The following is a 26,187-nucleotide window of genomic DNA, read 5'->3' on the forward strand; positions in this document are numbered from 1 at the left end:
TTGTCGTACTGTTTGCCGGTGCGGCAGATGTTCATCGCCAGGGGAAGCCATGGACACTTGCCACTGACATAGACCACGTGCCAGGGGGGCCCATGAGGCATGTTCATTTTCCTGCGCAACGAGTGGCCAGGGCGGCCCATGAAACCCTGGCGCCCGCGCGGCGCCTCGGGGACAAGGCCCGCTGGTACCGACCGGCGGCGATAGCCACCGACTTCTTCGGCGCGGCCGTCCCCGTGGGGCTCGTCTTCGACGCCGCCCAGCAGGTCCGGCCCGTCTACTGCGCCCTGGCCGCCGCCGTGGCGTGGACCGGCATCCAGGCGCTGCGGCGCCGGTACGCCACCCGGGCGCTCGGTGAGTCCCGCGGAGTCCTCCCGGTCCTCCATGACTGGCTGATTCTGATCGGTGTCCTGGCCGTGGCGCGCGTGGTGACGGAGGAGGACACGCCCCGGCTGTCCGCCCTCGGGGCGCTGCTGCCCGCCCTCCTGATCACCGTCGCCTGCCACAAGCTGACCTACCGCCACCTCTCGGCCGCCCGCCGCGAGGCACAGGCCGTGAGCCGCGTACTGGTGATAGGGGAGCCCGACGCGGCCGAGGACGTCATCGCGCACCTCGCCGCCCGCACCGACCACCCGTACGTCGTCGTCGGCGTCGTCCCGGTCGGCACCGGCCCGCTCGCCAGCGGAGTCCCCGTGGCGGCCCGGCTCGACGCCGACGCGCCCGAAGCCCCCGGTGTCGACTCCGCTGCCGTGCTCGGCGCGGTCCTCAGCCACCACGCCGACCTGGTGCTGGTCGCCCCCGGCGTGCGCATCACGGGGGAGCGGCTGCGCCGCGTCGCCTGGGCCCTGCACGACGCCGGCCTCGAACTCGCCGTCTTCCCCGGCCTGGTGGAGGTCTCCGTCAAGCGCCTGGAGACCCTCTCCGCGGGCGGACTCGCCGTGCTGCGCGTTGCGCCGCCGGTCAGCCGCGGCGTGCAGACGCTGCTCAAGTCGGTGCTGGACCGGGTGGGCGCCGCGGCGGGCCTGCTGCTGCTCTCCCCGTTCTTCCTCGGGATCGTCCTCGCGATCCGCTTCGGCTCGCGCGGCCCGGCCTTCTACCGGCAGCGGCGCATCGGCCGCGACGGGGTGCCCTTCGTCATGTGGAAGTTCCGCACGATGGTGGTGGACGCCGACGCCCGCAAGGCCGAACTGGCCGGGGCCAACGAGAACGACGGCCTGATGTTCAAGATGCGGCGCGACCCCCGGGTCACCCGGGTGGGCCGGCTCCTGCGCCGTACGTCCCTGGACGAGCTGCCGCAGCTCGTCAACGTGCTCATCGGCGACATGTCGCTGGTCGGCCCGCGCCCGCCGCTGCCGGAGGAGGTGGCCCAGTACGACGAGGTCGAGCTGCGCCGGCTCACCGTGCGGCCCGGGATGACGGGACTGTGGCAGATCAGCGGCAGGTCGGACCTGTCCTGGGACGAGACGATCCAGCTGGACCTGCAGTACGTCGACAACTGGTCCTTCACCAGTGACGTCGACGTGATGGGCCGTACGCTCCGCGCCGTCGTCGATGGTCGCGGAGCCTACTGAGGGGCCGAGGCCGCCTGTGCGATCAGCTCTGCTCGCGCCACCACTTGTACGTGGAGGCGATGCCGTCCCGCAGCGGGATGCCGGGCTTCCAGCCGAGCGAGGTCAGGCGGCCGACGTCCAGCAGCTTGCGGGGCGTCCCGTCCGGCTTGGAGGTGTCCCACGCGAGCCGGCCCCGGAAGCCGGTCACCTCGGCGACCGTCTCGGCCAGTTCGCGGATGGTGAGGTCCTCGCCGCAGCCGATGTTGACGGGCTCGTCGCCGTCGTAGCTCTCCAGCAGCACGGCGCAGGCCGCGGCCAGGTCGTCCACATGCAGGAACTCCCGCCGGGGGGTGCCGGATCCCCACAGGGTGACCTCCTCGCGGCCCTCGGCGGCGGCCTCGTGGAAGCGCCGGACGAGCGCGGGCAGGACGTGCGAGGTCTCCAGGTCGAAGTTGTCGCCGGGCCCGTAGAGATTCGTCGGCATCGCCGAGATGTACGAGGCCCCGTACTGCTTGCGGTACGACTGCACCTGGACGATGCCGGCGATCTTCGCGAGGGCGTAGGCCTCGTTGGTCGGCTCCAGCGGGCCGGTCAGCAGGGCGTCCTCGTGGATCGGCTGCGGCGCGAGCTTCGGGTAGATGCAGGACGATCCGAGGAACAGCAGCCGGCCCACACCGGCGGCGTGGGCGCCGCCGATCACGCTGAGCTGGATCTGCAGGTTCTCCTCCAGGAACTGCACCGGATACGTGCTGTTGGCCATGATGCCGCCGACCTTGGCGGCGGCCAGCACGACGGCGTCCGGGCGGACGTCCTTCAGGTACGCACCGGTGGCGGCGGCGTCGCGCAGGTCGAGGTCGGCCCGGCCCCGGGTGAGCACCTCATGGCCGTCGGCGGTGAGCCGCCGGGCGACCGCGGACCCCACGAGGCCGCGGTGGCCCGCGACGAAGACGCGGGCGTTCGGGGGGAGGAGCGGCTGCGAACTTGTCATACCGCCGATGATGCCAGTCCGCTCCCGCGGGGGCCGCAGTGGTCCACGGCCCCGGTGCCGGCCGTGCCGGCCAGCGCCGAGGGCCGGAGACTGCCTTCGGCCCGGGTCCGCGCCCGGTGTCGTCCGCAGGGCGGGACCCGGTCCCGGTGGCACCCGCCGTGCCGGTTACCGCTCCTGACCCGGCCGCAGACCGGCCCGCCGGCCCGCTTCGGAACCGGGCGCGTATCGGGCGGCGTCCGGAGCACAGAGCGGCGGACGCCCCGCAGGGGGCGTCGGCGAACAGCCGTGTACGGTACGCATCCAGCCGCCCGACCGCGGCCCGACCACTCGGTGCGCCGCCCCACAGGGCCCGCTGCGCACCCGCCGCGAGGCGACGCAACACAACGACACACAGCAACCACCAACAAGGGGACCCCATGGGCAAGACCGCACTGATCACCGGAGTCACCGGACAGGACGGCTCGTACCTCGCCGAGCTCCTGCTCTCCAAGGGCTACACGGTGCACGGTCTCGTGCGGCGGTCCTCCAGCTTCAACACGGAGCGGGTCGACCACATCTACCAGGACCCGCAGACGGCCAACCGGTCCTTCGTCCTGCACCACGCCGACCTCTCCGACGGCGTCGCGCTGGTGAACCTGCTCCGCGACATACGCCCCGACGAGGTCTACAACCTCGGCGCCCAGTCCCACGTCCGCGTCTCCTTCGACGCCCCGCTCTACACGGGCGACGTGACCGGCCTCGGCGCGCTGCGGCTGCTGGAGGCCATCCGGGCCAGCGGCGTCGACACCCGCATCTACCAGGCCTCGTCTTCGGAGATGTTCGGGTCCACCCCGCCGCCGCAGAACGAGCAGACCCCGTTCCACCCGCGCAGCCCCTACGGCGCCGCCAAGGTCTTCGCATACTGGACCACGGTGAACTACCGCGAGGCGTATGACATGTTCGCCGTCAACGGGATCCTCTTCAACCACGAGTCCCCGCGCCGCGGCGAGACCTTCGTGACCCGCAAGATCACCCGAGCGGTCGCCCGTATCAAGGCCGGTCTGCAGGACCACCTCTACCTCGGCAACCTCGACGCCGTCCGCGACTGGGGCTACGCCCCCGAGTACGTCGACGCCATGTGGCGGATGCTGCAGCAGGACGAGCCCACCGACTACGTCGTCGCCACCGGTGTGGCCGCCACCGTCCGCGAGTTCGTGGAGTCGTCCTTCTCGCACGCCGGTCTCGACTGGACCGAGCACGTGCGGTACGACGCCAAGTACGAGCGCCCCAGCGAGGTCGACGCCCTCATCGGCGACGCTTCCAAGGCCCAGGACCTGCTTGGCTGGAAGCCGTCGGTCCTGGTGGCCGAACTTGCACAGATCATGGTGGACGCCGACATTCGCCAAGTCGAGGACCAACTCGCGGGTGTGACGGTCCGTATCGACCGCTGAGGGCTTATATTTCCCCTACGATTTGCCGTGTTCCGGCCATGCGGGCGCTTCCATGCCAGGGTGGCCGGGGCAAACGTGCCGTATGTCCCTAGTGCACCCTCCATGCTGAACCTTTGATTCCAAGTTGGTATGCAATGGGTCAAGGGAGGTGACCAGGCCCCCGCGTGAGCCCTAGTCTGCGCCAGATACATATGGCTGTTCGGATAGTTCCAGCCATCAAACCGGGCGATTGCCCTGGGGGGCTCATGCGTAGATCAAGAGGGCTGACTGCCGCCCTCGTACTGTCACTGGCCGGTGCGGGCACCGGTATAGGCCTGGTGCTGATGCCGCAGGCGTCCGCCATCACGGCTCCGGTGGCATTCACCGCCGACCAGCTGCCGACGTGGCAGCCGGACGGCATCGTCTGGGCGATGGCCCAGGCCGAAGGCACCGTCTTCGCCGGCGGCACCTTCTCCGCCGTCCGTCCGCCCGAGGGAGTGGCGGGCGCCGAGCGGGAGGCCGTGAACTTCGTCGCGCTCGACGCCGCGACGGGCAACCCCACCTCCTGCAAGCTGGCCTTCACCGTTGGCGAGGGCACCGCGACGGTGCGCACGCTGGTCGTCTCGAAGGACAAGAAGACCCTCTACGCGGGTGGCTACTTCGGGGCCGTCAACGGCACCCCGGTCTCCAGTGTCGCGGCCATCGACATCGCGAGCTGCACCCCCAAGGCCGCCTTCCACCCGGGCGTCCCCGCCACCGTGCGCGGACTCGCCGTCACGGACGACACCCTTTACGTGGCCGGTGACTTCACCACCGTCGAGGGCCAGACCCGCGAGCGGTTCGCCGCCGTGGACGCCTCCTCCGGTGCGCTCAAGCCGTTCGTCGCCAACGTCGACGAGCCGGGCCGCGCCGTCGAGGTCACCCCCGACGGCAAGAACGTGCTGCTCGGCGGCGACTTCTTCACGGTCAACAACGCCAACAGCCACGCGCTGGCGGTCGTCGACGCCACGTCCGGCGCCGTGAAGAAGACCTACACCAACATCCCGTCGAACTCGGTCGTCAAGGACATCTCCACCGACGACACCGGCTTCTACACGGGCAACGAGGGCTCCGGCGGCGGTGTCTTCGACGGCCGCATCGGCCTGCGCCTGAGCGACTTCACCGAGAAGTGGCGTGACCGCTGCCTCGGCGCCACGCAGTTCGTCCTGCCGTACGAGGGCGTCCTCTACAGCTCCTCGCACGCGCACGACTGCTCCACCGAGCAGGAGTTCCCCGACGGCAAGCGCCACTTCCTGCTGGCCCAGCCGACCAACCACGAAGGCGCCGCCCCCGCGCCCGTGGACGGGTTCGTGCGCGGCCCGGGCAAGCTCGGCTGGCACCCCACGGCCAACGACGGTCTCGGCGAGGGCATCGGCCCGCGCGTGATGGCCGTGGCCGAGAAGAACGACGTGAAGTACATGTGGGTCGGCGGTGAGTTCACCCTCATCAACGGCAAGGCCCAGCAGGCTCTGACCCGCTTCGCCTCCACCGGCGACGTCGGCGCCCCGACCACCCCGGTGGCCAGCGCCTCCAGCGTCAAGCCCGGCGAGGTCCAGGTCCGCTGGCGCACCAGCTACGACGCGGACGACAGCAAGCTCACGTACCGCATCTACCGCAACGGCTCGGCCACCCCGGCCGCCACCGTCACCGCGAGCTCGCTGGAGTGGGAGCGCCCGCAGGCCTCCTGGAACGACACCACGGTCAAGGCCGGACAGTCGTACACCTACCGGGTGACCGCGACCGACGCCGCCGGCAACACCAGCGCGCTGTCGGCCACCACCTCGGTGACCGTCCCGACCTCGGTCCAGTCCTACCCGAACCAGGTCCGTACCGACGGCGCCGAGCTGTACTGGCGCTACGACGACTCGGTCAGCCCCTACGTCGCCGACACCTCGGTGTCCGGCAACCGCAGCGGCATCCAGGTCAACGCCCCCGCCCTGAAGCAGTCGCCCGGTGCCGTCCCCGGCAGCACGGCGATGGGCTTCAACGGGACCAGCCAGAAGGTGCACAGCGACCGCCGTCAGACGGTCGGCAACACCTTCACCATCGAGACCTGGTTCAAGACCAACACCACGCGCGGCGGCAAGCTGATCGGCTTCGGCAACAACACCACGCGCAACAGCGGTTCCAACGACCGCCACATCTACATGACGAACACCGGTCGCCTGGTGTTCGGCGTCTACAACGGCTCGACCCGGACGGTCTCCACCGGCCTGTTCGAGACGTACAACGACAACAAGTGGCACCACGTGGTCGGCACCCAGGGCCCCGGCGGCATCACGCTGTACGTCGACGGCCAGAGCAAGGGCACCCTGAACGCCACCAGCACCAGCAACTACGCGGGCTACTGGCACGCCGGCGGTGACAACCTCTCCGGCTGGCCGACCCGTCCGACGAGCAACTTCTTCGCCGGTCAGCTCGACGAGACCGCCGTCTACCCGACGACGCTCACCCAGGCCCAGGTCAAGAACCACTTCGACCTGGCCAAGGCTCCCACCGACACGGTCTCCACGGTCAAGACGACCGAGGACACCTACATCAACCAGGGCGCCCCCAGCACCACCTACGGCACCTCCACCTCGCTCGCCGTCCGCGGCAGCGGCTCGCTGTACCAGACGTACATGCGCTTCGACCTGCCGGCCGCCCCGGCCGGCCAGGTCCTGAAGTCCGCCGCGCTGCAGTTCAAGACGAGCACCCAGGCGAGCGCCGGCACCGCCGACACCGTCTCCGTGGTCCCGGTCACCGGTACCTGGAGCGGCGCGAGCACGTCGTTCAACACCAAGCCGGCCCTCGGCGCCACCCCGCTCGGCAGCATCGCGGGCGTGCCGGACGGCTCGGCCGTGCACAACGTCGGACTGGACACCGCCGCGGTCACCGCGGTCCTGGGCAGCAGCTACAGCCTGGGGCTGACGAGCAACGGCAGCGACCCGCTGTGGCTCTGGTCCTCGGAGTCCACGGCCGCGGAGGGCACTCCGCAGCTGGTGCTGACCTTCGGCGCCAAGTAGTACGAAACACCGCCTGACGGAATGCGGGGCCCGGCTGCGTGGCCGGGCCCCGCATTCCTGTGCCCACCCCCGCGGGGGTGGGCACCCGGATCACGGCCGGACCGCTTGATCCGGCCCCGGTCCACCGCACACCCCCTTGAGTACGGGAGCCACCCGATGTACCGACGCTCCGCAGCGGCCGCTGTCCTGCTCGCCGCCGCCCTGACGCTGACCGCCTGCAGTTCGGGCGGGGACGACGCCGACGCCCAGGCGAAGCCGAAGCCCCCGGCCTCGTCGGCGGCCCCCGACCCGGCGGACACCCCGGCCCCGTCGGCGCCCGCCCCCGACGCGAAGCCGACCGGCCCCGTCCTGCCCGACGCCAAGCTGACCCCGAAGACGGGCAGTTTCACGGCGGAGGAGAAGAAGTACCTGAGCGGCCGGGTCCCGGAGAAGATGGACCCGGCGGCCGTCCTGCAGACCGGCCAGGAGGCCTGCCAGCGGGTGGCGCGCACCGCCAAGCGCGACAAGGACGCGGCGACCGGCGCCGTCATCACCGGTGAGATCCAGGGCGCCAAGGACGCGATCACGCACCTGTGCCCGGACCAGAAGCCGATCCTCGCCGCCGCGGAGAAGGGCTTCCCCGAGGGGCCCCGCACCTCTCCCGCGGCCGGCAACTACCGCGCGCTGACCCAGGCCACGAACTGCACCTGGGAGGCCAAGGGCAAGGACGGTTCCGTCCTCGCCTCGGGCCCCGAGACCCCGCCCAAGGCCGGTGACAAGGTCACGGCCACGATCCCGGCCAACACCGCGGAGTTCAACTCCTCCGGCTGCTACGCCTGGATCCCCGCGTAACAGCGCGCACCACCGCACCACCGCAGTCGCGAAACGCCCCGCAGGACCGGACTTCCGGCCCTGCGGGGCGTTTTCGTGCCCGACGGCCGGGTAGCCGCGCCGTCACAGTCACCACACCGGAAGGCGGACCCATGGGCATCGGCGGATGCATAGGCCTGATCGTGGTGGGCGCCATCCTCACCTTCGCCAGCGACTGGGAGATGGAGAGCGTCAACCTCGACCTGGTCGGCCTGATCATGATGGCGGTGGGCGGGATCGGCCTCGCCGTCTACACCAGCATCTACAAGCGGCGCCGGGCCACGGGCGCGATCCCCGTGGTGGAGGAGCACCGCCGGGACGTCATCTGACGCGGGGCCTCAGCCGCGCAGCGCGGCCCCGTAGACCGGCAGCAGCGTGTCGAGGACCGCGTCCATGGAGAACGACCCGTCGGCCAGCGCGCGGGCCGCCAGCGAGGCCCCGCGGTTCGCCGCCGGGTCCAGCAGGTCCAGGACCGCGGCGGCCACACCCTCCGGGCCGGGCTCGACCGCGCGGCCGGCTCCCGCCCGCGCGATGTCCCGGGCCAGGCCGTTGGAGTGGGTCACCACCGACGGGACGCCCACCGCGAGGGCCTCCAGGACGGACATCGGGAACGGCTCGTCCACCGAGGGCAGGACGTAGACGTGGGCCCGGCGCAGCTCCGCGAGCACCTGCTCGCCGGACAGCGCCCCGGGGACCGTGAACCGGTCCGTCAGGCCCAGCGCCCCGATCCGGGCGCGTACGGCCCCCAGTTCGCCCTCGTCCGGGCCCGCGACCACGAAGTGCGCGTCCGGGTGCTCCGCGAGGACCGCCGGGGCGGCGTCCACGAAGTCCACCGGCCGCTTACGGGCCTGCAGGCGCGCGGAGTACAGGATGCGCGGCGCCCCCTGCGGTGCGGGCCGCTCTTCCTGCGCCGGGGTCCCGTTGACCAGCCGGACCGTGTTCGCCAGCGGCGCGCCGACCACCGCGTCCAGTCCCTCCCGCTCGTGCGGGGTCAGGTACAGCACGGTGTCCGCGCCGCGCAGCAGCCGGCGTACCGCCACCGCGTCCAGCACCTTCGCCAGGAGCTTCTCGCTCGGGTCCACCATCCCGTGGGTCTGGAGCACCAGCGGCTTGCCCGCGCGCAGCGCCGCCAGCGCCACCGGCAGGGTCACCAGGTCACGCGCCAGGTGGACATGGACCACGTCGGCGTCGCGCACCAGGCGGCCGGCCGAGGCCAGCAGCGCCGGCGAGGTCATACCGCTGAAGCCGAGGGGGAGCAGCCGGCGGGCCGGGAACAGCTTCGCCGGCACCCCCTCCACGGAGCTGGGCCACTGCTCGAAGCCGTCGCCCAGCGCCAGCAGCCGCGCCTCGTGGCCGCGGGCCCGCAGCCCCTTCGACAGGTTCAGTGCGACCCGCACCGGGCCGCCGAAGGCGTGCGAGGGGGAGTGCAGGGTGACGGCGTGCAGGACTCTCATCGCGGCACTCACTTGGGCTCCTCCACCGGGCGGCGCCGCCCGTCCTGGGTCTGCAGCGTCAGTTCCGGCAGGTCCTTGTGCACCACGGCCCCCGCGCCCGCGACGGCGCACCGGCCGACGGTCACCCCGGCCAGCACGGTCGCCCGTACCGCCACCCAGGCGCCGTCCTCGATGGTGATCGGCGCGTTGCGGTAGCGGAAGTCGGCGGCCCGGTGGTCGTGCGAGCCGGTGCACAGCATCGCCTCCTGCGAGAGGCACACGTGCGAACCGATGGTCACCGGCTCCAGGTTCAGCACCCAGACGCCCTCGCCGATCCAGGCGTGGTCCCCGACGGTGAGCTTCCACGGCCACAGCACACGGACCTTGTGCCGGATCAGCACGCCCTCGCCGATCTCCGCCCCGAAGGCCCGCAGCAGCGAGACACGCAGCCGGGCCGGACAGAACCAGGCCATGAACACCGTGTTCATCACGGCGAACCAGAGCGCCTGCGTCAGCAGTCCGCGCCCCTTGTCGTACCCGGCCAGCGTGAAGGAAGGAAGATCACGCAACAGATGCCCCCATCGTGCTCTCGGCCGCGGCCTCCCCGGGCGCGGCCCGCTCAGACTAGACTGCGCGCGGACCAGGCACATCGGGTGGGGGCGGCAGTGACGACGGACATACGCAAGCCCCCCGCAGCGCCCGCCGGGCCGGTCGTCCCGTCCCCCTTCGAGGACGAGAGCATGTGGGGCCGGGAGACCCTCCCGCGCACCCTGCTCTCCCGGGCGCTGTCCGTACCGCTCGCCCTCGGATTCACCGTCTTCCTGCCGCTGTTCGTCGCCGTCCAGACGGGCGCGGGCGTCCGCGACGCGGCCTTCTGGCTGCAGCTCCTGCTCACCATGTACGCGGGCGCCCGGCTCTCGGCGATGGTGCTCACCAGCCGCCGCAAGCTCCTGCAGGGCTCGTTCTGGCTCTTCGTCTACATGGCCATGGGCGTGGCCCCGCTGGCACAGGCCGTCCTCGGCCAGGTCCCGACGCCGGTCGTCGGCCCGCGTTCCGACCTGACCGTCGCCATCGGGCTGGTGCTGCTCGGCTGCACGGCCTTCGACGTCGGCGTGCTGCTGGCCCGGCACCGGCCGGCCGGGCGCGCGGGCGGCTCCCAGAAGGCGTCGCGGCCCGTCATGGCGCACCGGCGTCGGCTCCAGCTGCTGACGGTCCTGTCGTTCCTGTGCAGCGCCGCCTTCATCATGAAGCTGGGCGGCCCCGCGGTGTTCTTCTCCAGCCGTCAGGAGATCATCGCCGGTATCGAGGAGGCGGGCGTCTCCAACGGCGACGGCCAGGCCGGCCAGGCTCTGCTGCGCGGCTTCGGCACCGTGCCGGCCCTGCTCTCGCTGCTCCTCTACACCCGCTGGCTGATCACGTCGAAGTTCGCCCGCCGCAAGGTGTCGATCATCGTCACGTGGGCGGCGCTCGCCGGACTCAACCTGGTCGTCAACAACCCGATCTCGAACCCGCGGTACTGGTTCCTGACGGTCATGTTCGCGCTGCTGTTCACCGTCTTCCCGGTGAGCGCGGCGATGTACCGGGTGGCGCTGTCGATGGCGGTGGTCGTCGCCCTCCTGATCTTCCCGTTCGCGGACCGCTTCCGCTACGACGAGAAGAACTACCGGCCGGTCGAGACCACGTCCTTCCTGGAGCCGATGGCGCTCAAGGACTACGACCAGATCGGCATGTTCGCGAACACCATCACCTTCTCGGAGTCGGGCCCCGGGCACTTCTACGGGCGCCAGCTGGCCGGGTCGATCTTCTTCGCGGTGCCGCGCTCGGTGTGGGAGGGCAAGCCGAGGGACACCGGCGTGATGGTCGGCCAGTGGATGGGCACGGTCAACACCAACCTCTCCTCGCCGATCTGGGCGGAGCTGTGGCTGGACTTCGGGCCGCTGGGCATGGGGGCCGGTCTGCTGGGTATGGGCTACGCCGCAGCGCGGGTCGACCGGCGGTACGCGAAACGGGCCACGCGGCGGTCACCGCCGGGCAGCCTCATCTCGGTGGTCGTCCCGCTGGTCGCGGGCTACTCCTTCATCCTGCTGCGCGGACCGCTGCTCCAGGCGTCCGGACGCGTGGCGATCGCCGCCCTCTGCCTCGCGCTGGTCGCAACCCACCGCACGGACAAGTCCACCACCCTCCGCTGACGCGCGGCAGGTTGCGGGTCCGGGGCGGAGCCCGGTTCTTTCACCCCGTCCGGCGATTGAGGACCGGGTCCGGGCGGAGCCCGGGAAACGGAGAAAGGCGGGGCGGGGAGAGGCTCCGCGCAGCGGTTCAGGCCGCCGGCGAGGCCGTCCGCCGGGGCTCTTCGGCCTGCGCAGCAGCGGGGCCCAGCCGGGCCACCCGAAGCCAGCCGGCGCCGGCCTTGAGCGCGGAGCCGGCCGCCAGGCCCCATGCGGCACCCGCCACCCCCCACACCGCGTACCCGCCCAGCAGCAGCCCCACGGACAGCAGCGAGAAGACCACCTGCAGCGAGAGCGTGGCCTTCGGCGCGAGCACCCGCAGGGTCAGCAGCGCACACGTCCCCAGTCCCATCACCGCGTACTGCGCCCCCGTCGCCGGAAGCAGCACGGACGCCGACGCCCAGGTGTCGCCGAGCAGTTCCCGGCCCAGCCGGTCCGGCAGCAGGTACAGGGCGGTCGCCCAGCCCGCGCCGACCGCGGCGAGCACCAGGCCCAGCGCCGCCGTCGCCCGTACCGTGGCGCGCCTGCCGCCGAGCCGCCCGAGCACCGGCGGCCCGAACGCGTTCGCCGAGTTGAACAGCACGTTCAGCGGCCCGAACAGGGTGGTCGCACCCCGCAGCGCACCGACGGCCAGCGGCGTGGCGAAGACGCCGAGCCCCAGCACGGCGAGCTGGCTGGAGCCGTTGCCCACCGCGAACTCGACCACGAACCGCTGCCCGAGATGACCGCGCCGCAGGTACGGACGCAGGTCCGTGCGGGAGCCGCGTACGTAGCGCCGCAGCAGCCACAGGCCGAGCCCCAGCGCCGGCAGCGCGGAGAGGCCCCACGCCAGCACCAGCCGCCCCGCCGAGGCCCCTTCGGGCTGCAGGGCCAGCGCCGCGACCACGCACACCAGCCGCAGCGTGTCCGCGGCCAGCGCCCGCTCGGGGGCGCGCAGCGCGGAGAAGCAGTAGCGCAGCCCGTCCTGGAGGAGCACCAGCGGCAGGACGAGGCCCAGGGCGAGGAAGGCCCGCCCGGTGGCCCCGGGGAGCGCCAGGCCCACCGCCGCGAGCAGCACGCCCGCGGCGGCCGACGCGGCCGCCGTGAAGCCGGCGGCCGAACGGCAGGACGCGGCGAGCCCCTCGCCCTTCTCCAGGACGAGGCTCTGCCCGACGTAGGCCATGTTCAGTCCGAGGAGCACGCTGAAGGTCACGTACACCATGGAGAAGTCGGCGAAGGCGGAGGCCGACGACAGTCGTGCGGCCAGCACCAGCACCAGGATGTTGGTGGCGCTGGAGGCGGCCTGGTCCAGGACCGAGGCGACGGCGGCGAGGCCGCGTCGGCTCACCTGCGGCCCATGCGCACGGTGCGCAGCGCGACGGTGTCGGTGCCGTCACCGGGGATGTGCTGTTCGGGCTCGGCCACCTCGTAGGGGATCGGCTGGGGCTGCGGCGCGGAGTTCCCCGGCTTCGCGGGGGCCGCCGGGCCGGCGGCGGCCGGTCCGCCCTTGCCCTTGCCGCCCTTGCCCTTGCCACGCTTCTCGCCGGGCAGCGGCGCATGCAGCACCGCACCGAGCACGGTGCCGCCGGCGCCGCTGATGAGTTCGCGGATCCGGATGAGGTCGGTGCGGTGTATGGCGCGCGGGTCGCTGACGACCAGGACGCCGTCGACACGGTCGACCAGGGCGAGGGCGTCGGCGTACGAGAGCACGGGCGGCGCGAGCACGACGACGGTGGAGTTGGGGGCGTCGGCCTCGGAGATCAGCCGGGTGGCGCGGGCGGAGGTCAGCGCACGCGGCACGTTGCGCGCCCGGTCGCCGGGGATGAGGTCGAAGGAGCCGGACTCGCCGGCGTCCACGACGAGCTGGCGGCCGTCGGGCCACTCGGAGTCGGAGTGCCGGCCGGGCGCGGGCGTGCCGCCCTGGCTCCAGCGGGGGCGGCCGCCGGCGTCGGTCGGCAGCTGGCTGGCCAGCACCGGGGTGCGCAGGTCGGCCTCGATGAGCAGGACGTCCTTGCCGGTCTCCGCGAAGGAGGCGGCGAGGTTGACGGCCACCGCGGCCGCGGTCTCGCTGCTGCCGCGCGGCGCGACGACGAGGAGCCGGCGCCGGTCGGCGAAGCGGGAGTCGTAGGCGAGGCGGAAGGCCACCGAGCGGTATTCCTCGGCGAGCCGGGGGTCGGCCTCGCCGGCGGCGAGCAGCGGCCCGCCGCCCGTCCGGTCCCGCGGCAGGTAACCCAGTACGGGGGCGCGCAGGGCGCGGGCCACGTCGCCCTCGGAGCGCGGCGCCGGGTCGAAGACCAGCCGGACCCAGGCGGCCAGCAGGCCGAGCGCGAGGCCCACGGCCGCGCCGAGCGCGAGGGACATGAGGATGCCGGGGCCGTCGGTGGCGGTGGGCGCGGTCGCGGCACTGGTGACCCGGCCCGGGGTCATGTCGAGGGCCTCAAGCTTGGTGATCTTGGTGTTGTAGCTGCCGACCTCGCTCTGCAGGTCGGTCTTGGCGGAGCTGGCGGCGTCGCGTCCGGCGCCGGCGGGCATCCGGGCGATCTCCTTGGACGTCTCGTCGAGCTGCTTGGCGATCGGGTCGCGCTGGTCCTTGTAGCCCTTGACCATCTTGTCGCGGGTGGCGTCGAGGGACTCCTGCCGCTTGAGCAGGTAGGCCTCGCTCATGGCGTTGGCGCGCTTGGCGGCCTCCTTGGGGGAGTCCGCGGTGTAGGTGAAGCGCAGCACCATCGTCTGCGGCGGGTTGGTCACCTGCAGGCCGGAGCGCAGGGCGGCGAAGTCCTTGGCGGACACCCCGAGCCTCTTCGCCGCCTCGTTGGCGATGGAGGAGCTGAGCGCGACCTGGCGCTCGGAGCCGATGTTGATCGCCTTGTCCGGGGCGAGGCTCGGGTTGAACGGGTCGTCGGTGGGCGCGCGCAGCACCACGTCCGCGGTGGCGACGTAGGTGTCGGCGGTGGATATGCCGAGGTAGACGCCGCCCAGCAGGCCGACCGCGATGCCCCCGCCGATCAGCCTGCGGTAGCGCAGGAGCTGCCGGAACTGGTCCCTGAGAAGGTCGGGTTCGTCGTCGGCCGGTGCCGCTGCCGGGCGGTTCGTCTCGATCACGGCCGGGTTCCCCCAAGTGCTTCGTCCATCAGTGCGTCGATGCGGGCCAGGCCCGCTTCGCGGCTCAGGTGGGCCGCCACATGGCGGGGTCCGGCCGCTCCCAGTGCGTCCGCGCCCTCGGGGTCCTCCGCCAGGGCCCGTACGGCCTTCAGCAGGGCCTCGGGGTCCTCCGGCGGCACGAGCACCCCTGCGCCCGAGCGCTCCACCTCCTGGGCGGTCCCGCCCTCCGCCGCCACGGAGGCGACGACGGGCCGGCCGGTCTGGAAGTAGGAGGTCAGCTTCGACGGGACGCTCATGTCCAGCACGGCGGCGTGCTGTGTGACCGCGAGAACGTCCGCCGCCGCGAGGATATCCGGGAACTCGCCGTCAGCGGCAGGGGGGATGATGTCCAGATTCGGCACGTCCGCGGAGAGGTCCGCGAGGGCGGAGCGCTGACTGCCGTCGCCCATCAGGACGAAACGGACCTGCGGGTCCAGCCTGGCGGCGCCCACGAGGACTTCGAGTCCCTGCTTGAGGCCCATGTTCCCGGAGTGCAGGACGACGGTCTCGCCGGGGCCCCAGCCCAGGTGGCGGCGGGTCTCGCCGCGCGGCCTGGTCGGCTTGGGCACGTGGGACCAGTTGGGGACCAGGCGGATCCGGCCGGGGTCCACGCCCATGCCGACGACCCGTTCCACGAAGGTCTCGTGGATGACGCCGACGAGGGTGGCCCGCTTGAGGGCGTACGCCTCGGCGCGGCCGGCGATCGCGGCCGCCTTGTCGCCGCCGCTGATCCCGCTCTGCGCGGCGGCGGCGCCCATGAGGTCCTGGACCACGGGGACGTAGGGGACCTTCCAGCGCGCCGCGAGCCGGGCGGCGAGCACTCCGCCGGCCAGGCTGGGCATCTGGGCGAGCACCGCGTCGGGCCTGGGCATCCGCGGCGGTGCCACGGCGCCGTGCAGGAGAATCGATCCTTCGAACAGGGCCCGCTTCACGGCGGTCTGGCGGGGCGGCACGGTGTGCGCCCGCCGGTGCACGGTGACTCCCGCGCGCTGTTCCGTGCGCTGGAGTGNGGGGCGGCAGGGTGTGCGCCCGCCGGTGCACGGTGACTCCCGCGCGCTGTTCCGTGCGCTGGAGTGCCCCCTTGTACTCCGGTTCGAGCGACCACGCCGGGTAGTGCGGCATGCCGGCGAGGACGTGCGTCTCGTGGCCGAGATCCGCCCAGTGCTCCGCGATCTGCGTCGCGTACGGGCCGATGCCCGCGTGCTCCGGAGCGTAATTGGTGGAAACCAGCAGCATGCGCCGCTGACCGGATCTGGACACCGTGCGTCCCCTCTTCCCCTGGATGATGCGCACGTCACCCTATTCGTTCACCCGCGTGATGCGGAACGTGCACGCTATTGTCTGCTAATCCGCTGCACCGGGGGGTGTGGCCGCTGGGGATGAAGAGATGACGGGGCGGTACATGTCCGACATTGGAGCGCCTGCGCGCCGACCGTATCGAGTCGGCTACGCGCCGGGTGCCTACGACCTGTTCCATATCGGGCATCTCAACATCCTTCGGCACGCCCGGAGTCAGTGCGACTACCTGGTCGCCGGAGTGGTCTCCGACGAGATGGCCGAACTCGCCAAGGGCCGCCGCCCGATGATCCCGCTCGTCGAGCGCCTGGAGATCGTGCGCAGCGTCAAGTACGTGGACGCCGCCTTCGTCGAGACGGTCCCGGACAAGGTGGAGACCTGGAAGCAGGTCCGCTTCGACGTCATCTTCAAGGGCGACGACTGGCGCGGCACCCCCAAGGGGGACAAGCTGGAGAAGGACTTCGCCGCCCACGGCGTCGACGTCGTCTACTTCCCCTACACCGTCCACACCTCCAGCACCCAGCTGCGCAGGGCACTTGACGCGCTCGCCGAACCCGCCCCGGCGCCGGGGCAGGTCACCGGCGAACGGCGCTGAGCTCCCGGAACCACTTGGCGAGGAAGGCCAGCAGGAACAGCGCGGCGACCACGCCCAGTGCGGCGTACGCCCAGGCGAACAGCCTTCCGCCGCCGAGCAGCAGGAACACCAGGCAGAACACCCCGTAGTCAACGGGCAGCAGCGCCACCGCGCGCAGCGTGGACGGCGCGGCGGCGGGGCTTCCCGGAGCGGGCCTGGGCTTGAGCTTCTCGGTCAGCAGGCCGCCGAAGAAGGTGACGACGGCGGCGAACTGGAAGCCGAGCGGCACCAGGAGCCAGCCGTGGGCCGTCGTGCCGTACTCCTCGGGGAACCGGTAGAACGCGATCAGCACGCACGAGTGGAGCGCCGTGAGCTTCGCGGCGTCCACGACATGGTCCAGCCACTCGCCGGCGGCACTGCCGCCGCCGCGCAGCCGGGCCAGCTGTCCGTCGGCCGAGTCGAAGGCGAAGCCGACCGCGAGCGCGGCCCACACCGCGAGCCCCAGTGCCCACGAGGGTCCGGTCAGCGCGACCGCGGCCACCGCGGCGAAGCTGAAGGCGGCGCTGATCAGCGTCACCTGGTTCGGGGTGAGTCCGAGGGCGTACGAACAGGCGGCCAGGTAGCGCCCGATGGGCCGGTTCACGAACCGCGAGTAGAGCGACACCCCCTTCGCCGACTTCTGCGCCCCGCGCAGTTCCCGCAGCGCGGTCCCGACTCTGCCCATGCAGCGGCTCCCCTCAGCGACGATGTCGAACACATCATCGCAGTACAGTTGAGCGGTTCCGTTCCGGATGTCTGCGGACGTCCGGAAGCAGCAGTACGGACAGGTTCGCCGCCGCGCTGAGCGCGGCCGCGACCAGCAGCGGAACCGTCGCCCCGACGGCGGCGGCCAGCGGGGCCGCCACCGCCAGCCCCAACGGGCGGGCGGCGAACGAGATGAGGGTGTCGAAGGAGCCGACCCGGCCCAGGGTCTCCAGCGGGATGCGGCGCTGCATCTCCGTCTCCCACAGCGGACTCAGCACCCCCAGGCCGAACATGGCGCAGCCGAACGCGGCCGCCGTCACGGGCAGGGGCAGGCGCAGCGCGAAGGCGGTGAGGGGCAGGGCCTGGGCGGCCGCCCCGAAGGCCACCCCGAACAGCGGCCGGCGCAGCGGCAGGCGCCCCGCCGCCCAGACCCCGGCGAGCATGCCGACCGTGCCGGTCTGGGCGACGACCACCCAGGAGGCCTCGCCGCCCAGGCTCTCCGCGGCGATCACCGGGCCGAGGGTGAGGAGCAGTCCGGCCGCCAGGTGCCAGACCCCGTGGGCCAGCACGTTGGCGAGGAACCACGGATGGCGCCGGGTCTCGGCCCAGCCCGCGCGCAGCTCCGCGCCGAAGGCGGCGCGCGGCGCGGTCCGCGGGGCCGCGGTGGTGCGCAGGCCGCCGAGGGTGAGCGCGGAGAGTACGAAGAGCGCCGCGGTGAGCAGGGAGGCCCAGCCCCCGCCCACGGTCAGCGCCAGCGACCCGGCGGCGGCCGGGGCCGCGACGTTCGCGAGCCCGGTGGCCACCCCGAGCCGGGCGTTGACCCGCAGCCGGCCCTCCTCGGGAACCGCGGCCGCGACGAGCGTGCGGACGGCGGGCGTGCCGAACGCCACCGCGGCTCCGGTCACGGCGGCGAGCGCGGCCAGCTCGGGCACGCGGCCGTCGAGCCCGGTCAGGAGCAGGGCCCCGGTCGCCAGTTGGGCCGCCGCCCGGACCAGGTCGGCCACCAGCACCACCCGCCGGGCCCGGAACCGGTCGGCGGCCACCCCGGCGACGGGCAGCAGGAGCAGCATCGGAAGCAGCTCACTGGAGAGTACGAGGCCCAGGTCGCCGGCGGAGCCCGTCTGCAGCAGGGCCAGGGTGAGGGTGGTGGGGACGAGGGCGGAGGCGAACGCGGCGAAGGTGCGGCCGGCGACCAGCCGCCGTATCGGCGTGATCATGCGGGGACGTTATTTCGCCGGCGAATCATTCGTCAACGAAATATCGGCCCGGAATTCAGCGGGGAAGGGGACATAATGCGGGCATGGGCAGAGAGGCGGCCGAGGGCCGGGCGCGGGCGGCGGAAACAGCACCCGTCGAGGACCCCGCGGACTCCGTCGACCGGCACATCGCCCGGTGGACCGGCAAAGTGCCCTTCGACGTGCCCACCGAAGCCGTCATCACCCGTATCCAGCTCCTCGCCAAGCACGTGTCGCACGGCAAGGAGCGGGCCCTCGCCGAGACGGGGCTCCAGGCCTTCGAGTTCGACACGATGCACCGGCTCGCCTCCCGTGGCGCACCCTGGCGGGCCCCCTCCGCCGAACTCGCCGCCGAACTGCTCCTCTCCCCGGCCGGGATGACCGGCCGCCTCGACACCTTGGAGAAGTCCGGTCTGGTCCGCCGGCTGCGCGCCGCCGCGGACCGCCGCCGGGTCGACGTGGAGCTCACCGAGGAGGGCCACCGGCGGTGGACCGAGGCCATGCGTCGGCGCGGCATCGCCGAGGCCGGGATGATCGAGCCCCTCGACGACGCCGACCGCGCCGCGCTCTCCGCGCTCCTCAAGCGGATGCTCCTGGCGGTCGAGACCCGCTGACCCTCAGCAGCAGCACCGAGCGGGCCGGCACGGTCAGGGTCTCCCCGGCGCGGTGCCGGGTGCCCGGGACGGCGGCCTGCTCCTCCAGGGAGGTGTCCAGGACCAGTTCGTACTCCTCCGCCCACGGCGTCCCCGGCAGCACCCACGCCGCCGGCCGGTCACCGGTGTGCAGCAGCACGAGGAAGCTGTCGTCCGTCACCTGCAGGCCCCGCTCGTCACGGCCCGGGATGTCCCGCCCCGACAGGTACATTCCCAGCGCTGCCGCCGGGGCGTACCAGTCCCGCTCCGTCATCTCCACGCCCGCCGGCGTGAACCACGCCAGGTCCCGCAGCCCGTCCGCGCCCTGCGGCCGCCCCGAGAAGAACGCCCGCCGCCGCAGTACCGGATGGGCATGGCGCAGCGCGATCAGCCGGGCCGTCAGGGCGAACAGCGACTGCCACGCCGGATCCTCCAGCAGCGACCAGTCCACCCACCCCGTCTCGTTGTCCTGGCAGTAGGCGTTGTTGTTGCCGCCCTGCGTGCGCCCGAACTCGTCGCCCGCCACCAGCATCGGCACCCCGGTCGACAGCAGCAGGGTGGTCAGCAGGTTGCGCAGCTGCCGGCGCCGGAGCGCCCCGATGCCGGCGTCGTCCGTCTCCCCCTCCGCCCCGCAGTTCCACGAACGGTTGTCGTTGGTCCCGTCCCGGCCCGCCTCCCCGTTCGCGTCGTTGTGCTTGCGCTCGTAGGACACCAGGTCCCGCAGGGTGAAACCGTCGTGCGCGGTCACGAAGTTCACCGAGGCGTACGGGCGCCGCCCGCCCCACGCGTACAGGTCGCTCGACCCCGACAGCCGGTAGCCGAGGTCCCGCACGTCGGGCAGCGCGCCCCGCCAGAAGTCCCGTACGGCGTCCCGGTAACGGTCGTTCCACTCCGTCCACAGCGGCGGGAACGCCCCCACCTGGTAGCCGCCCGAACCCACGTCCCACGGCTCGGCGATCAGCTTCACCCGCCNCACCTCCCCCCGCCGCAGCACCGGGTCCTGCGCGATCACCGCCAGGAACGGCGACAGCATGTCCACGTCGTGCATCGACCGGGCCAGCGCCGCCGCCAGGTCGAAGCGGAAGCCGTCCACCCCCATCTCGGTGACCCAATAGCGCAGCGAGTCCGTGATGAGCCGCAGCACGTGCGGCCGCCCGGCGTGCAGGGTGTTCCCGCAGCCCGTGTAGTCGGCGTACCGCCGCTGGTCGGACTGGAGCCGGTAGTAGCCCCGGTTGTCGAAGCCGCGCAGCGACAGCGTGGGCCCCAGCTCGCCGGCCTCCGCCGTGTGGTTGTAGACCACGTCGAGGATCACCTCGATCCCGGCCGCGTGCAGCGCCCGGACCATCCGCTTGAACTCACCGACCTGCTGCCCGGCCGTACCGCTGGAGGAGTACCCCGCGTGCGGGGCGAAGTAGCCCACCGAGTTGTAGCCCCAGTAGTTGCGCAGCCCCTTGCGCAGCAGATGGTCCTCGTGCGCGAACTGGTGCACCGGCAGCAGCTCGACCGCCGTCACACCCAGCTTCACCAGGTGCTCGACCGCCGCCGGATGGGCCAGGCCCGCGTAGGTCCCGCGCAGCTCCTCGGGAACACCCGGATGGCGCATCGTGAAGCCGCGCACGTGCAGCTCGTAGATCACCGAATCGGCCCAGGGGGTCTTCGGCCGGACGTCGTCCGCCCAGTCGTCGTCATCGTGCACGACCACGCCCTTGGGCAGATACGGTGCGGAGTCCCGGTCGTCGCGCACGGTGTCCGCGATGTACTGCTGCGGCCAGTCCCGGACGTGCCCGTACACCTCCGGCGGCAGTGTGAAGTCCCCGTCGACGGCCCGTGCGTACGGGTCCAGGAGCAGCTTCGCCGGATTGTGCCGGACCCCAGTCCAGGGATCCCAGCGGCCGTGCACCCGGAAGCCGTACCGCTGCCCCGGGCGCACGCCCGGCACGAAACCGTGCCAGATCTCGTGCGTGAGCTCCGTGAGCACGCAAGCCGTCTCGGCCCCGCCCTCGTCGAAGAGGCACACCTCCACCGCCTCCGCGCCCTGCGCCCACACGGCGAAGTTGGTGCCCGCGGTCCCGTCCGGCCCGTGGTGGAAGCGGGCCCCCAGGGGATGCGAGGACCCCGGCCACACTGCCGGGGCCGGGCGTGTGTGTGCCCGTGCGGCCTGCCCATTGACCTGCCCATTGACCTGGCCGTTCGTCCGGCCGTCCGGCCGCCCGTTGGACTGCCGGCCCAGTGGGCCGCCCGGCCCGCCGTCGACGTGCGGTACGGGCGCGGCCTGTCCGCTCCGTACCGCTCCGACGGCGTTGCTGACGGCTTCCACCGCCTCCTGCTCGGCTGCGCTCGACACTGCCCGCCTCCACGGCTCTTCGGTACCGGCGGGGGCAGGGGAATGTGTGGCCCCGGCGTCCCGGCCCGGGCCCGCCCCCGTCTGGTCCTTCCCACTGTTCTGCCCGGACAGTTCTGCCCGGAACGTGGCCCGCGCTCACGTTTCCCCCGGAGGGCCCGGTCGTTGGAGGGAACGTGACACTTCTGACGAGGCGGGCAGGGGCGGGCTTGGCCGCCGTGGCGGTGTGGGCGGGCCTGCTGGGCGGGCTGGCGGGCTGCACCCAGGACGGCAAGTCTCCCGTCGAGATCCAGCTCCCCGGCAGAGTCCGCTCGCCGGACGAGGCCATCCGCATCACCCCCGACGACAACGCCAAGGACGTGCCGGCCGACGGGCGGCTGACGGTCACCGTGCCCGAGGGGCGGCTGGAACGGGTCGTGGTGACCAAGGTCGAGGACGCGCAACAGGAGGAGGTCCCCGGCGCCATCGCCCCCGACGGGCTCAGCTGGAGTCCCACCCCGCAGGCGGGCCGGCTCGCCCTCGCCGCCAAGTACACCGTGGACGCCGTCGCCCTCGACGGGCACAACCGCCGCCAGGCCCGCCGCACCACCTTCACCACCTACGTCCCCGAAGAGCGGTTCATCGGCTACTTCAAGCCCGAGAACCGCTCCACCGTCGGCACCGGCATGATCGTCTCCTTCAAGTTCAGCCGCGCCATCGAACGGCGCGCCGACGTGGAGCGCGCCATCCGGATCACCGCGGAGCCGGCGGTGGAGATCGCCGCCCACTGGTTCGGCAAGGAACGCCTCGACTTCCGGCCCAAGCAGTACTGGAAGCCCGGGACCAAGGTCACCGTGCGGATGGCCCTGCGCGATGTCGAGGGCGCGCCCGGCTCGTACGGTATCCAGTCCAAGACCGTCACCTTCACCGTCGGGCGCTCCCAGATCTCCACCGTGGACGCGGCCGCCCACACCATGGAGGTCCGCCGGGACGGGGAACTGCTGTCGACCGTGCCGATCAGCGCCGGAGCGCCCAAGACCACCACCTACAACGGGAAGATGGTGGTGATGGAGCTCTTCGACGTCACCCGGATGAACGGCCAGACCGTGGGCTTCGGCGGAGAGTACGACATCCCCGACGTCCCCCACGCCATGCGGCTGACCTCCTCCGGAACCTTCCTGCACGGGAACTACTGGTCCAGCCCCGACACCTTCGGCAGCACCAACGTGAGCCACGGCTGCGTGGGCCTGCGCGACGACAAGGGCGGCGGCTCCGACACCCCGGCGGGCTGGTTCTTCGACCGGACCCTGATCGGTGACGTGATCGAGGTCGTCAACTCGCAGGACAAGGTGGTCGCCGCGGACAACGGGCTCGGCGGCTGGAACATGTCCTGGGCGGACTGGGTGGCCGGCTCCGCCCTCGCCTGAACGGCCCACGCGCCCCCCACAAGAGTGATTCGTGTGATCGGAATGCCGTAGCGGAGAGTGTCCGCGCACCGCACCGCCGACCCCTGCCCCCAGCCTGTCAAAGCGCATCGGAGCACAACAGCGCGCACCAGGGCACATCGGGCGGCAGGGAAGCGGACGGAGCGTCATGGCAGCAAGGAACTGGACCCTCGGGCTCGCGGTCGGCGCCGTGCTGGCCGCCGCGGCCCCCACGGCCGTCGCCGCCGGCCCTGGCGCCGACCGGCCGGTGGCGGCGGCCCGGGCGCCGCTGCCCGACCGGCTCGGTCCCTGCGTTCCGGGCCGCTGCCCGGACCCGTACCCGCCGGTGGGCAGCGACGGCGTCCTGCGCGGCCGGGACAACGGCATCAACATCTTCGCCGGCGGCGACTTCCGGGTCCGCGGACGGGCCTCCGAGGCCGAGGGCCGCCTCGTCGTCCTCGGCGCCTTCGACCAGGACAAGGTGGCCGGCGGCGACAGCCGCTACAACGTCGGGATCGTCGGCGCCGGATCGCTCGTACCGCCGCCCGACGGGGCCGACTTCCTCACCACCGGCGCCGGCGTCACCGTCGCCCAGGGCGAACGCCTGCTCGCCGACGGCGGTGTGGTCCGCCACGCGGGCCCCGTCACCGGCTCGGTGTCCGCAACCCTGGTCCCCGACCCCGCCGCCGTGACCCCGTACGCCGGACTGCGCGACCGGCTCAGCGCCGCCAGCCAGTGCTACGCCCGGGTCGGCGGACAGCTCCGCCCGGCCACCGGCACCGTCGCCGACCGGGGCTACGAGACCCTCTTCACCGGCGACAACACCTCCGCGCTCCAGGTCTTCAACGTGGACGCGGACATGGCCGGCAACGGCGGCGGCATGCAGGGCATCCGCTTCGACCGGATCCCGGCCGGGGCCACCGTCCTGGTCAACGTCCTGGGCACCGACCGCACCATCAACACCTACAGCGGCGGCCTCCAGGACACCGACCCGCTGAACGCCTACCGCGACCGGCTGCTGTGGAACTTCCCCGACGCCACCACCGTACGGCTGACCGGCGGCGGCCAGTTCCAGGGAAGCTTCCTGATGGGGCAGCAGAGCTCCGAGACCACGATCACCCTGCCCGGCATCAACGGCCGCTTCTTCACCACCGGCTCCGTCACCCACGGCAGCGAGACCGTCGGGGGCGGCGGCCAGGAGTTCCACGCCTACCCCTTCAACGGGGACCTGCCCGACTGCGCCGGCCCGGCCCCGGTGACCGGCTCGGTCTCCGTCCTCAAGCGGGACGCCGGGACAGGCGCGCCGCTCGCGGGAGCCCGGTTCGAGCTGTGGCGGGAGAGCAACGGCACGGCGGGCCTCCAGCCCACCGGCCCGGACGCCGACACCCTGGTCAGCCGGTGCACCACACCGGCGAGCGGCCTGTGCGAGGAGACCACCGCGCTCGGCACGTACTACTGGCGCGAGACCCAGGCGCCCCCCGGGTACGAGCTGCCCGCCCAGCCCGTCCGCGAGCTGACCCTGACCGCCCTGAACGCGCAGACCGGAGTCCGGTACGAGGCGGACAACCGGCGCAGCCCCGAACCGCCGGCAGGCGCCCGGGTGGTGCTGCGCAAGACGGACGGGGCGAGCGGCGCGGCACTGCCCGGCGCGCAGTTCGAGCTGTGGCGGGAGAGCAACGGCACCCCCGGCCTCCAGACCGCCGCCCCGGGCGGTGACACCCGGCTGGACGGCGCCTGCGTCACCGACGCCCGGGGCACCTGCACGGTGGAACTCCCGGTCGGACAGACGTACTACTGGCGGGAGACCGCGGTCCCGGCCGGATACGAACCGCCGGCGAACCCGGTCACGCGCTTCGACCTGACCCGGGGCGACGTGGCGGACGGCATCGTCGTCACCGTCCCGAACACGAGGAGCGAGCGGTACGAGGGCTCCATCCGGGTCCTGAAGCAGGACGCCAAGACCGGGCGGCCGCTGCGCGGCGCGGTGTTCGAGGCCTGGCAGGAGACCAACGGCACCGCGGGCCTGCAGACGCGCGGCATCAACGCCGACCGCAGGGCGGCGGACGGCTGCGCCACCGACCGCGGCGGGGTCTGCGACTTCGGTCCGTTCCCCGCGGGCTCGTACTACCTGGTCGAGACGGCCGTGCCCGAGGGCTACGCGCTGCCCGCGGACCGGGTCACCGGACCGCTGGTGCTGGACGCCGCCACCCCGGACCGGCGGCTCGTGGTCACGCTCCGGAACGAGCGCGACAGCCACGGCAAGGGCAAGGGCGACCACGGCAAGGGCAACGGCAAGGGCGACCACGGCCACGGAAAGGGTGACGGCGGGCACCACCACAAGCCGAAGCACCCCGGGCACCCGAAGGACGCCCGGGGACCCCGGGCCTGACCCCCTGCCCAGAACGACGGACGGAGCGGCATGAAAGCCAGGACGACAAGGGTGTGGCTCATCGGCCCCGCCGCCGCGGCGGTGCTCGCCACGGCGGCCCCGGCCCTTGCCGCGCCGCCCGCGGCACCGGCCGGCACCGCCGAGGTGGTGCTGCGCAGCACCGATCTGGACACCGGCGCACCCCTGTCCGGAGCCCGGTTCGAGCTGTGGCGCGAGACCAACGACCGGGCCGGGCTCCAGAGCACCGGTCAGGGCGCCGACCAGAAGGTGGCGCACGGCTGCGTGACCGACGCGAAGGGCCTGTGCACCATGGCGCCGGCGACCGGCGAGACCTACTACGCGGTGCAGGTCGCCGTCCCGGCCGGTTACGAACCGCCCGACGAACCCTTCACCGGCTTCGACTTCGGCGAGGACGCCGCCCGGAAGGGGCTCGTCGTCAACGTCCCGAACCGGCGCCGGGACGCGGCGTACGGCGGCGGGGTCCGGGTCCGGTCGAAGGACGGGAAGACCGGTGCCCCGCTGCCCGGCGCGGTGTTCGAACTGTGGCGGGAGACCGACGGCACCACCGGCCTGCAGACCGCGGGCACCGCCGCCGACCAGCGGGTCCGGCCCGGCTGTGCCACCGACGCCGACGGCGCCTGCGACTTCGAAGGGCTCGCCGACGGCGCGTACTTCCTGGTCGCCAAGGACGTCCCCGAGGGCTACGTGATGCCGAAGCAGCCGGTGGCCGGCCCCTGGCGGCTGGACGCCGCGTCCGGGCGCCGGCTCCTGCTCACCGTCCCCACCAGACGGGCCGAGCGGATCCCCGAGGTGGGCGGCGACCAGGGCCGCCGCGACGGCCGCGGGCCCCGGGCCGCCCGCGCCGGTGCGCCGCCGGAGTGACCTCCTCACCCCGGCGGCGCAGCAGCGCGAGCCGTACCCCGGCCGCACGGGTTGGCTGGGCTGTGACCGTTGTGCT

At 72.7% G+C, this 26,187-nt stretch carries 19 protein-coding genes and 3 pseudogenes; 11 read left to right on the forward strand and 11 right to left on the reverse strand.

The genetic code is table 11. The features are described from left to right. The first annotated feature begins 92 nt into the window (after nucleotides 1-92). Nucleotides 93-1,568, forward strand: coding sequence for a sugar transferase (locus tag AAT21_RS09255; RefSeq protein WP_079025531.1), 1,476 nt, complete (start codon nucleotides 93-95; stop codon nucleotides 1,566-1,568). Between the two features lie 22 nt (nucleotides 1,569-1,590). Here the strand turns inward: AAT21_RS09255 and AAT21_RS09260 are convergent, their stop codons facing one another. After that, nucleotides 1,591-2,535 carry a GDP-L-fucose synthase family protein gene (locus tag AAT21_RS09260; RefSeq protein WP_046776213.1) on the reverse strand — a complete coding sequence of 315 codons (945 nt, stop codon included), beginning with the start codon at nucleotides 2,533-2,535 and terminating at the stop codon, nucleotides 1,591-1,593. Nucleotides 2,536-2,951: 416 nt separating this feature from the next. Here AAT21_RS09260 and gmd point away from each other — a divergent pair, with 416 nt between their 5' ends. The 4 genes from gmd (at nucleotide 2,952) to AAT21_RS09280 (ending at nucleotide 8,166) form a co-directional block, all read left to right on the forward strand. Next, on the forward strand, nucleotides 2,952-3,965 hold the full coding sequence (gene gmd / locus AAT21_RS09265) for a GDP-mannose 4,6-dehydratase (RefSeq protein ID WP_046776214.1): 1,014 nt from the start codon (nucleotides 2,952-2,954) through the stop codon (nucleotides 3,963-3,965). 245 nt (nucleotides 3,966-4,210) lie between these two features. After that, the gene (locus tag AAT21_RS09270; RefSeq protein ID WP_046776215.1) at nucleotides 4,211-6,988 is read left to right on the forward strand and encodes a CBM96 family carbohydrate-binding protein; all 2,778 of its coding nucleotides are present in this window, start codon (nucleotides 4,211-4,213) and stop codon (nucleotides 6,986-6,988) included. Between the two features lie 156 nt (nucleotides 6,989-7,144). Further along, nucleotides 7,145-7,819 carry a hypothetical protein gene (locus AAT21_RS09275; RefSeq protein ID WP_046776216.1) on the forward strand — a complete coding sequence of 225 codons (675 nt, stop codon included), beginning with the start codon at nucleotides 7,145-7,147 and terminating at the stop codon, nucleotides 7,817-7,819. 131 nt (nucleotides 7,820-7,950) lie between these two features. Then, nucleotides 7,951-8,166 carry a DUF6458 family protein gene (locus AAT21_RS09280; protein ID WP_030961345.1) on the forward strand — a complete coding sequence of 72 codons (216 nt, stop codon included), beginning with the start codon at nucleotides 7,951-7,953 and terminating at the stop codon, nucleotides 8,164-8,166. A gap of 9 nt (nucleotides 8,167-8,175) precedes the next feature. Here AAT21_RS09280 and AAT21_RS09285 read toward each other — a convergent pair whose 3' ends face one another. Continuing rightward, nucleotides 8,176-9,291, reverse strand: coding sequence for a glycosyltransferase (locus tag AAT21_RS09285; RefSeq protein WP_046776217.1), 1,116 nt, complete (start codon nucleotides 9,289-9,291; stop codon nucleotides 8,176-8,178). 8 nt (nucleotides 9,292-9,299) lie between these two features. After that, entirely contained in the window at nucleotides 9,300-9,839 is a 540-nt protein-coding gene (locus AAT21_RS09290) for a WcaF family extracellular polysaccharide biosynthesis acetyltransferase (RefSeq protein ID WP_046776218.1), read from the reverse strand. A gap of 171 nt (nucleotides 9,840-10,010) precedes the next feature. Here AAT21_RS09290 and AAT21_RS09295 point away from each other — a divergent pair, with 171 nt between their 5' ends. Then, entirely contained in the window at nucleotides 10,011-11,459 is a 1,449-nt protein-coding gene (locus AAT21_RS09295; protein ID WP_200904394.1) for a hypothetical protein, read from the forward strand. Nucleotides 11,460-11,586: 127 nt separating this feature from the next. On the opposite strand, the gene AAT21_RS09300 is transcribed toward AAT21_RS09295, so the two are convergent. The 4 genes and pseudogenes from AAT21_RS09300 to AAT21_RS38725 form a co-directional block, all read right to left on the reverse strand. Next, nucleotides 11,587-12,822: an MATE family efflux transporter gene (locus AAT21_RS09300; protein ID WP_046776219.1), complete on the reverse strand. Its 1,236-nt coding sequence runs from the start codon at nucleotides 12,820-12,822 to the stop codon at nucleotides 11,587-11,589. Continuing rightward, nucleotides 12,819-14,576 carry an LPS biosynthesis protein gene (locus AAT21_RS09305; RefSeq protein ID WP_046776220.1) on the reverse strand — a complete coding sequence of 586 codons (1,758 nt, stop codon included), beginning with the start codon at nucleotides 14,574-14,576 and terminating at the stop codon, nucleotides 12,819-12,821. Before AAT21_RS09305 ends, AAT21_RS09300 begins: the two co-directional genes overlap by 4 nt. Further along, a partial coding sequence (locus tag AAT21_RS09310) for a glycosyltransferase family 4 protein (protein WP_235438726.1) occupies nucleotides 14,573-15,624 on the reverse strand: 1,052 nt, incomplete at its 5' end. The genes AAT21_RS09305 and AAT21_RS09310, both read right to left, overlap by 4 nt. A gap of 1 nt (nucleotide 15,625) precedes the next feature. Next, nucleotides 15,626-15,851: pseudogene (locus tag AAT21_RS38725) on the reverse strand (glycosyltransferase WbuB); the annotation flags it as partial. Nucleotides 15,852-16,017: 166 nt separating this feature from the next. Between AAT21_RS38725 and AAT21_RS09315 the strand changes: the two are divergent. After that, on the forward strand, nucleotides 16,018-16,506 hold the full coding sequence (locus AAT21_RS09315) for an adenylyltransferase/cytidyltransferase family protein (RefSeq protein ID WP_046777194.1): 489 nt from the start codon (nucleotides 16,018-16,020) through the stop codon (nucleotides 16,504-16,506). On the opposite strand, the gene AAT21_RS09320 is transcribed toward AAT21_RS09315, so the two are convergent. Together AAT21_RS09320 and AAT21_RS09325 are read right to left on the reverse strand one after the other, a co-directional pair. Beyond that, a complete protein-coding gene (locus AAT21_RS09320; RefSeq protein WP_046777195.1) occupies nucleotides 16,487-17,209 on the reverse strand; it encodes a CDP-alcohol phosphatidyltransferase family protein in 723 nt (240 codons plus the stop codon). The two genes, AAT21_RS09315 and AAT21_RS09320, sit on opposite strands and share 20 nt — an antisense overlap. Nucleotides 17,210-17,243: 34 nt before the next feature. Beyond that, nucleotides 17,244-18,446: an MFS transporter gene (locus AAT21_RS09325; RefSeq protein ID WP_046776221.1), complete on the reverse strand. Its 1,203-nt coding sequence runs from the start codon at nucleotides 18,444-18,446 to the stop codon at nucleotides 17,244-17,246. 83 nt (nucleotides 18,447-18,529) lie between these two features. Here AAT21_RS09325 and AAT21_RS09330 point away from each other — a divergent pair, with 83 nt between their 5' ends. Next, the gene (locus AAT21_RS09330) at nucleotides 18,530-19,078 is read left to right on the forward strand and encodes a MarR family winged helix-turn-helix transcriptional regulator (protein ID WP_046776222.1); all 549 of its coding nucleotides are present in this window, start codon (nucleotides 18,530-18,532) and stop codon (nucleotides 19,076-19,078) included. Here AAT21_RS09330 and AAT21_RS38730 read toward each other — a convergent pair. Both AAT21_RS38730 and AAT21_RS38735 read right to left on the reverse strand, forming a co-directional pair. Then, a pseudogene (locus AAT21_RS38730) lies at nucleotides 19,044-20,068 on the reverse strand (glycogen debranching protein GlgX); the annotation flags it as partial. The gene AAT21_RS09330 and the pseudogene AAT21_RS38730 sit on opposite strands and share 35 nt — an antisense overlap. 1 nt (nucleotide 20,069) lies before the next feature. Continuing rightward, nucleotides 20,070-21,440: pseudogene (locus AAT21_RS38735) on the reverse strand (glycogen debranching protein); the annotation flags it as partial. A gap of 182 nt (nucleotides 21,441-21,622) precedes the next feature. On the opposite strand from AAT21_RS38735, the gene AAT21_RS09340 reads away from it, so the two are divergent. The 3 genes from AAT21_RS09340 (at nucleotide 21,623) to AAT21_RS09350 (ending at nucleotide 26,111) form a co-directional block, all read left to right on the forward strand. Beyond that, nucleotides 21,623-22,843: a L,D-transpeptidase gene (locus AAT21_RS09340; RefSeq protein WP_046777197.1), complete on the forward strand. Its 1,221-nt coding sequence runs from the start codon at nucleotides 21,623-21,625 to the stop codon at nucleotides 22,841-22,843. A gap of 166 nt (nucleotides 22,844-23,009) precedes the next feature. Further along, on the forward strand, nucleotides 23,010-25,229 hold the full coding sequence (locus AAT21_RS38325) for a choice-of-anchor A family protein (protein WP_052757701.1): 2,220 nt from the start codon (nucleotides 23,010-23,012) through the stop codon (nucleotides 25,227-25,229). A 30-nt stretch (nucleotides 25,230-25,259) separates the two neighbouring features. Continuing rightward, nucleotides 25,260-26,111 (forward strand): MSCRAMM family protein, encoded by an 852-nt coding sequence (locus AAT21_RS09350; protein ID WP_157879657.1) that lies wholly within the window; start codon nucleotides 25,260-25,262, stop codon nucleotides 26,109-26,111. Nucleotides 26,112-26,187 lie beyond the last annotated feature (76 nt).

Source organism: Streptomyces yangpuensis (assembly GCF_001005295.1).
Lineage (GTDB): Bacteria > Actinomycetota > Actinomycetes > Streptomycetales > Streptomycetaceae > Streptomyces > Streptomyces yangpuensis.

Excerpts from the sequence above, each read along its gene's own strand:
- AAT21_RS09255 (WP_079025531.1), top strand. The coding sequence starts at position 93 with ATGAGGCATGTTCATTTTCCTGCGCAACGAGTGGCCAGGGCGGCCCAT.
- AAT21_RS09260 (WP_046776213.1), bottom strand. The coding sequence starts at position 2,535 with ATGACAAGTTCGCAGCCGCTCCTCCCCCCGAACGCCCGCGTCTTCGTC.
- gmd (WP_046776214.1), top strand. The coding sequence starts at position 2,952 with ATGGGCAAGACCGCACTGATCACCGGAGTCACCGGACAGGACGGCTCG.
- AAT21_RS09270 (WP_046776215.1), top strand. The coding sequence starts at position 4,211 with ATGCGTAGATCAAGAGGGCTGACTGCCGCCCTCGTACTGTCACTGGCC.
- AAT21_RS09275 (WP_046776216.1), top strand. The coding sequence starts at position 7,145 with ATGTACCGACGCTCCGCAGCGGCCGCTGTCCTGCTCGCCGCCGCCCTG.
- AAT21_RS09280 (WP_030961345.1), top strand. The coding sequence starts at position 7,951 with ATGGGCATCGGCGGATGCATAGGCCTGATCGTGGTGGGCGCCATCCTC.
- AAT21_RS09285 (WP_046776217.1), bottom strand. The coding sequence starts at position 9,291 with ATGAGAGTCCTGCACGCCGTCACCCTGCACTCCCCCTCGCACGCCTTC.
- AAT21_RS09295 (WP_200904394.1), top strand. The coding sequence starts at position 10,011 with ATGTGGGGCCGGGAGACCCTCCCGCGCACCCTGCTCTCCCGGGCGCTG.
- AAT21_RS09315 (WP_046777194.1), top strand. The coding sequence starts at position 16,018 with ATGTCCGACATTGGAGCGCCTGCGCGCCGACCGTATCGAGTCGGCTAC.
- AAT21_RS09320 (WP_046777195.1), bottom strand. The coding sequence starts at position 17,209 with ATGGGCAGAGTCGGGACCGCGCTGCGGGAACTGCGCGGGGCGCAGAAG.
- AAT21_RS09325 (WP_046776221.1), bottom strand. The coding sequence starts at position 18,446 with ATGATCACGCCGATACGGCGGCTGGTCGCCGGCCGCACCTTCGCCGCG.
- AAT21_RS09330 (WP_046776222.1), top strand. The coding sequence starts at position 18,530 with ATGGGCAGAGAGGCGGCCGAGGGCCGGGCGCGGGCGGCGGAAACAGCA.
- AAT21_RS38325 (WP_052757701.1), top strand. The coding sequence starts at position 23,010 with ATGGCAGCAAGGAACTGGACCCTCGGGCTCGCGGTCGGCGCCGTGCTG.
- AAT21_RS09350 (WP_157879657.1), top strand. The coding sequence starts at position 25,260 with ATGAAAGCCAGGACGACAAGGGTGTGGCTCATCGGCCCCGCCGCCGCG.